Here is a 6,415-nt window from a genome sequence, read left to right as displayed (position 1 = left end):
GACGAGTCGACCCCGTTCCATCACGAAGATCCGGTCGGTGTGCCGGACGTTCGCCAGCCGGTGGGTGATCAGGACGACAGCCCGGTCGGGGCTGCGGCGTAGGTGCTGGAACAGGGCGTGTTCGGCGCGGGCGTCCAGCGCCGCCGACGGTTCGTCGCAGATCAGCAGCGCGGCGTCCCGGTACAGGCCGCGGGCGGCGACCAACCGTTGCCACTGCCCACCGGACAACTCGTGGCCGTCCTTGAACTCCCTGTCGAGCAGGGTGTCGTAGCTGTGCGGCAAGCCGACGATCATGTCGTGCGCGGCGGCCGCGCCGGCCGCCTCCTGCACGCTGGGGCCGGGTCGCTCCGGCGGACGGTCGTGCCGTCCCACGCGAATGTTCTGCCCGGCGGTGAAGGGGAACTTCCAGTATTCCTGGGTCATCACGGCAACCTGGCCGCCGAGGGCGCGTGGGTCCAGTTCGACGGCGTCGACGCCGTCCCAGCGGATCACCCCACCGGTGGGCCGGTAGAGCCCGGCGACCAGTTTGGCCAGTGTGGTCTTGCCGGAGCCGTTCTCGCCGACGAGAGCGACCACCTCTCCCCGACGGACGGTCAGGCTCACCCGGTCCACTGCCGGCGTGTCGGTGTCCGGGTAACTGAGGCTCACCTCGTCCAACTCGATCACCTGGACGGCGTCGGCCACCCGGTCTCCCCCGATCGGCACGCGGGCGTGGGCGCGGGCCAGGAAGTCGCGGTAGTCCTGGTAGTACAGCGCGTCCTCGTACAGCGAGTTCGTCGCGATGACCGCGACGCCCAGGCTGTTCCGCGCGGACTGCAGGGCGAGCAGGGCGGTGGCCGCGGCGGCGAGGGCCACCATCCCGGCCAGCAGAAGACCGCCGAGTACGGCGTACACCCCGAACGTGGCCAGGCCCGCGACGCTCGCGCCGGCGACCCGCGTGCCGGTCTGCGCACGCACCAGTCGTAGTTGGGCCCGGGTCTCGACGGCCATCACGCCGCGATACTCGGTGAGAAGAAAATCGCGCATCTGGTACGCGCGCACCTCGGCGGCGGTGTGCCGGTTGGCCATCAGGTGGGCCAGCATCCACATCCGACGCTGTCTGGTGATCCGGGCCAGCATCGCCAGGTACTCGCGGCGGGCCATCCGCACCGCGGTGATCGCCTGGGGCACCGCGGCGAGCAGCAGGCAGGGCAGTAGCAGCGGTTGGATGACGGTCACCGCGACGGCGGTGGCCAGCATGCCGACCACACCGGTGACCAGGTTGACCGTGTGGTTGACGATGTACGCGGCCTCCGCCATCCCCCGGTCCCGTGCCCGGTCCATCTCCTCGGCGAAGCCGGCGTCGTCGAACGCGGCCAACTCCACGGCAGTGGTCGCCTCGAACAACCGCAGCTCCACCTGGTAGTTGATCTGCGGCGTCAGCCGGGCCTGAGCCCAACCGGCCGCGATCGCCAGACCCCCGCGCGCCGAGACCGCCGCCGCTGCCACGACGAGCGCGGGCAGGGCCGCTCGGACGCGGTCCGGTGTGGGACCGGCGGCGAACAACTCCCTCAGCACACTTGTCGTGGCCAGCAGTCCGAACGTGGTCATCACACCCGCCGCGACGTTCAGGCCGATGGACGCGGCGGTGTCCCGACGGTTGGTGGCCCAGGCCAGGCCGACCGCCTCGCGGACAAGTCGGGGCAGCCGGCGGGCCACCGCCCAGAACCCCGTGTGGGCGAACTCGTGGGCGTGATGCAACCAGTCCGGGTCCTCCAACTCGGGCAGCATCGCGCCGGCCGGCGGATCGTCAGGCTGGTCGTCGTCCTCGGCGGGGGTGCGCTGGCGGGCCATCGACTCCATGGACCCTCCTCGGGACGGCAATCACCGACGACGCCTGAGACTACTTGCCGCGACGGTGTGCTGTCTCTAGGTAGTCGGCGCGTCGCCCGGCGCGTCCGGCTGGCCCTCCGCGATCGGCAGCAGCACCCGGAAGGTGGTCCGTCCCGGCTCCGTCTCCACCCGGATGTCGCCGTGGTGCTTGTGCACCACGATCCGGTACGAGATGTCCAGCCCCAACCCGGTGCCCGCACCGACCGGCTTGGTGGTGAAGAACGGTTCGAAGATGCGCGGACGCACCTCCGGTGGGATGCCCGGCCCGGTGTCGGTGACCTCCACCCCCAACTGGTCCCCGACCAGCCCGGTACGGATGGTCAGCACGCCCTTCTCCCCCATCGCACCCAGCGCGTTGTCGATGAGGTTGGTCCACACCTGGTTCAGCTCGGCCGCGTACGCCGGAACCGGTGGGACGCTGCGGTCGTACTCGCGGACGAGCTTGACCTCGGCGGGAATCTTGCCCTTGAACATCACCAGCGTGGCGTCGAGCAGATCGTGCACGTCCACCACCCGGTGCGGCGCGCGATCAAGCTGCGAGTACTGCTTGGCGGCCCCGACGAGCCCGGAGATCCGGGTGACCGCGTCGTCGATCTCCCGCATCAACAGCTCGGTGTCGACGGTGTAGGTGAGCCAGCGCACCGCCGCCTCCAGGTCCGCGGCGCCGACGGCCGCCTTCACCTGCGCCAGCCAGGCCGCGTCGAGCCCACCGCCGACCAGGATCGGGGCCAGGTCCCACGCCCCGCCGACCCCGTGCTCCTCCAGCCAGTCGGTGAGGATGTCCTCGGCGTCGGCGGTGGCCATCGGGGTCAACTTCGGCGCGGTCGCCACCCGGGCGACCGCCTCCTCCTGCAACGCGACCAGGCCGTGCAGCGCCCTGCCGTCGAGCCGCCCATCAGCGATCATGGCCAGTTTGTGGCGCATCCCGGCGACCCGGTCGCGCAACACCGACGTGGCCCGCACCGCCGCCGCCGCCGGATTGTTCAACTCGTGGGTCAACCCCGCCGAGAGCGAGCCGAGGGCCAGCAGCCGCTCCCGTTCGCCGACGACCGTCTGCGAGTTTCGCAGCCCAAGGAACAGCCCCTCCAGGAGGTGCATGGGCATCGGGAACCAGGACCGCAGGGCATACGCGAAGTCCGCCGCCGGCAGCGCGAAGAACTCCGAGTCGGTCACCGCTCGCATGCTGTTGCGATAAATCTGGTCGACCCGGTCTCCCAGGTACGCCTGAACGGCCCCGCCGTACACCCCGCGCTGGTCGGTCCGGCTGACTTCGATGTCGTCGCCGCGCACCTGCCGGCTCAGCGCCACCGCGCCGCGCAGCAACACGAAGAAGCAGGTGCCAGGCTCGCCCTCGGCGTACACGAGGGTGCCGCCGGCGCGCTGCTCCACCCGGCCGCGCTCCGCCAACCACTCAAGTTGCCCCTCGTCGAGCGCCTCGAACAGGAACAGGGTGCGCAACTGCGCAGGTGTCAGCCGATCAGACTCGGTGGTCACCGGGACTCCTTCGCTCAACACGGCGGGGTTCACAACTCCTACTCATTGGGCCTCCAGGTAGCGGTGCACGAGCGACACCGCCATCGCACCCTCGCCGACGGCCGAGGCGACGCGCTTGACCGACTCGGCCCGCACATCTCCGGCGGCGAACACGCCCGGCACACTGGTCTCCAGGTGGTACGGGTCGCGAGACAGCGACCAGCCGGCCGGCCGACGCCCCCCGGCAAGCAGATCCGGGCCGGTCACGATGAACCCGCGCCCGTCGCGGACCAGCACCCCGTCCAGCCAGTCGGTGCGGGGCTCCGCCCCGATGAAGATGAACAGCCAGGAGGCGTCGACCGAGCGGGCCTCCCCGGTGCGGGTGTCACAGAGGGTCAGCCGTTCCAGGTGATCCTCCCCCGCCCCGCCGACCACCGCGGTGTACGGGTGCACGGTGATGCACTCGATCCGTTCCAACTGGTCGATCAGGTAACGCGACATCGAGGCGGTCAGGTCCGCGCCACGGATGAGCAGGTGCACCCTCGACGCGTACCGGGAGAAGTGGACCGCCGCCTGACCGGCGGAGTTGGCCCCGCCGACGATGTAGACATCCTGCTCGACGCAGCTCGGCGCCTCGGTGGCGGCTGCGCCGTAGAACACCCCGCGACCGGTGAAGTCGGCGAGCCCGGGAGCGTCGAGCACCCGGTACGACACGCCGGTGGCCAGCACCACCGTGTGCGCGGCGATCTCGGTGCCGTCACCGAAGCGCAGCAGCCGAGCACCGCCGGCCTCACTGAGACCGACCACCTCTCGGGCGCTGAGCAGTTCGGCGCCGAACTTGACCGCCTGCCGTCGGGCCCGATCGGTCAACTGCGCCCCCGAGACACCGTCCGGGAAGCCCAGGTAGTTCTCGATCCGGCTGCTCTGACCGGCCTGGCCGCCGGTCGCCCGTCGCTCCACGAGCACGGTGCGCAGCCCTTCCGACGCGCCGTACACGGCGGAGCCGAGACCGGCGGGGCCGCCACCGATCACCACCAGGTCGTAGAAGTCGCACGCCGGCACGACTGTCAACCCGGCCAGTGCGGCCAACTCCGCCTCACTGGGGGCGACCAACGCCTTACCCTCGGGCGTCACCACGAGCGGCACGTCCGCCTCAGTTGCACCGGCCGCGTCGAGCAGCCGGACGCCCTCCGGGTCGTCGGACAACAGCCAGCGGTACGGCACCAGATTGCGGGCCAGGAAGTCGCGGACCTTGAACGACGGCGCCGACCAGCGGTGCCCGACGACCCGGATCTCCGCGGTGGCCGCGTCGGGGGTGGCCGCCCACGCCTCCAGCAGCCCGTCGACCACCGGGTACAGCTTCTCCTCCGGCGGGTGCCAGGGCTTGAGCAGGTAGTGGTCCAGGTCGACGACGTTGATGGCCTCGATCGCGGCGTCGGTGTCCGCGTACGCGGTGAGCAGCACCCGCCGGGCGGCCGGGAAGATGTCCATCGCCGCTTCCAGGAACTCGACGCCTGTCATCTCCGGCATCCGGTGGTCGGCCAGCAGCAGCGCCACCTGTTCGCCACGCAGTTTGACCTCGCGCAGCGCGTCCAGGGCCTCCGGCCCGGAGGATGCCCGCAACACCCGGTAGCGGTCGCCGTAGCGGCGCCGGATGTCCCGGGCCACCGCCCGGGACACCACGGGGTCGTCGTCGACGGTCAGGATCACCGGGTTCGCCATGGCGCCATGAAACCACCTGTCGAGGGTCGACCGCACCATCGCCGTGGCCCGGCCCACGGTTGACCGCCTCGGGAACGGGTAAGCCGGGGAGCCGCGCGGGTGGCCGGACATCGACGACCTGCCCGTTGCCGCGCACACCTCGGGGGGCCCATGGCGGACGCGACACCGACCGGACCGACGCCGTCGGAAGGGATCGTGGAGCTGCGGGTGCACGGTGTCTCCGGTGCGGGCGCGGACCAGGTGTTGGACCGACCGTACGTGCACCAGGTCGCCGGGGACCGCAGCGGAGGGTTCTACCGTCCACGTCCCGGCTACCCGGACTCCACCGGCACGGACGGGGTGACGCTCGAGGCGTACCGCTGGAGTGACCTGCCGTCCGGTACGGCGGTGCGAACGCTGTCGCTGGTCTTCCTGCTGCCGTTCATGCTCTGCAACGTGGCGTTCTGGATGGTCCCGGCCAACGCCGTCTCGATGCGCGGCTTCAAGGCGCTCTGCCGGGTGCTCGCCCTCACCCTCACAGTGCTCTACGTGCTCTCCATCGTCGGGGTGGCCCTGGACCTGATCGCCTGGCGCTGCATGGGCACCCCGTCGTGCCTGGCCGGCCGAAGCTGGCTGTCCTGGCTCGGCGGACGCCCGATCGGGCTGCGCCTGGGTGTGCTGGCGCTGGTGCCGGTCGCCGCCATCGGGCTCCTGTGGTGGTTGGGTGCACGCCCGAGCCACTCGTTCGACGCGTTCCGGACCCCGTCGACGCTCACGTCGAAACACCAGTTGAGCGCCGTCGGCCAGTGGGACGGGGAGCCGCTGGTGGGTCGGCTGCGCTCGGTGCACGTCGCGGCGGCGTTCGCCACGCTCAGCGGCAGCCTGCTCGCCGCGCGTGCCAGCCAGCACTCCTCGTGGGTGATGGTGATCCTGTTGACGGCCACCGGGGCGGTGCTGCTGGCCTGCCTGATCCTGGTCAGCATGGTGACGAGCATCGACCGTACCGACCCGTCGCCCCGGGTGGACGGCCTCTTCCGCGGACTGCGCACCATCGCCTGCGGCCTGACGATGCTGGTGATCGTGCACATCGTCATCAGTCCCGCGCCGTGGCCGCAGGTCGGTGCGCTGCCCGGTTACAGCGCGACAGTGGCCTGGCTGTTCGTCAGTCAGACCGTGCTGGTGGCCGTGCTCGCCGTGCTGGTGATGTGGCGGCCAGGTGGCGGGCAGCGCAGGTCATGGCTGCGCGCGTCGGGAGCGCCGGTCTTCATGACCATCGCGGCCGGGCTGGCCGTGGCGTTCTCCGCCGAGCTGGTCTACCGGGTGGCGGACCTGCTCGACCGGGACGGGACGACAGCGGACAGCCTGGAGA

The 6,415-nt window shown here is 71.1% G+C and carries 3 protein-coding genes and 1 pseudogene; 1 reads left to right on the top strand and 3 read right to left on the bottom strand.

Annotation, left to right across the window (positions count from 1 at the left end):
- The 3 genes from ABZ406_RS30705 to ABZ406_RS30695 all read right to left on the bottom strand — a co-directional run.
- On the bottom strand, positions 1-1,842 hold a 1,842-nt coding region (locus tag ABZ406_RS30705), incomplete at its 3' end, for an ATP-binding cassette domain-containing protein (protein WP_357769042.1).
- A gap of 66 nt (positions 1,843-1,908) precedes the next feature.
- Positions 1,909-3,366, bottom strand: coding sequence for an ATP-binding protein (locus tag ABZ406_RS30700; RefSeq protein ID WP_357769040.1), 1,458 nt, complete (start codon positions 3,364-3,366; stop codon positions 1,909-1,911).
- A 42-nt stretch (positions 3,367-3,408) separates the two neighbouring features.
- Positions 3,409-5,067 (bottom strand): FAD-dependent oxidoreductase, encoded by a 1,659-nt coding sequence (locus ABZ406_RS30695; protein ID WP_357769038.1) that lies wholly within the window; start codon positions 5,065-5,067, stop codon positions 3,409-3,411.
- A gap of 150 nt (positions 5,068-5,217) precedes the next feature.
- On the opposite strand from ABZ406_RS30695, the pseudogene ABZ406_RS30690 reads away from it, so the two are divergent.
- Positions 5,218-6,415: pseudogene (locus ABZ406_RS30690) on the top strand (hypothetical protein); the annotation flags it as partial.

The sequence above is a fragment of the Micromonospora sp. NPDC005710 genome (assembly GCF_040630995.1).
Taxonomy (GTDB): Bacteria; Actinomycetota; Actinomycetes; order Mycobacteriales; family Micromonosporaceae; genus Micromonospora.
The sequence above is the reverse complement of the archived record's forward strand: the minus strand, read 5'-3'. Positions and strand labels throughout refer to the sequence as shown.

Excerpts from the sequence above, each read along its gene's own strand:
- ABZ406_RS30695 (WP_357769038.1), bottom strand. The coding sequence starts at position 5,067 with ATGGCGAACCCGGTGATCCTGACCGTCGACGACGACCCCGTGGTGTCC.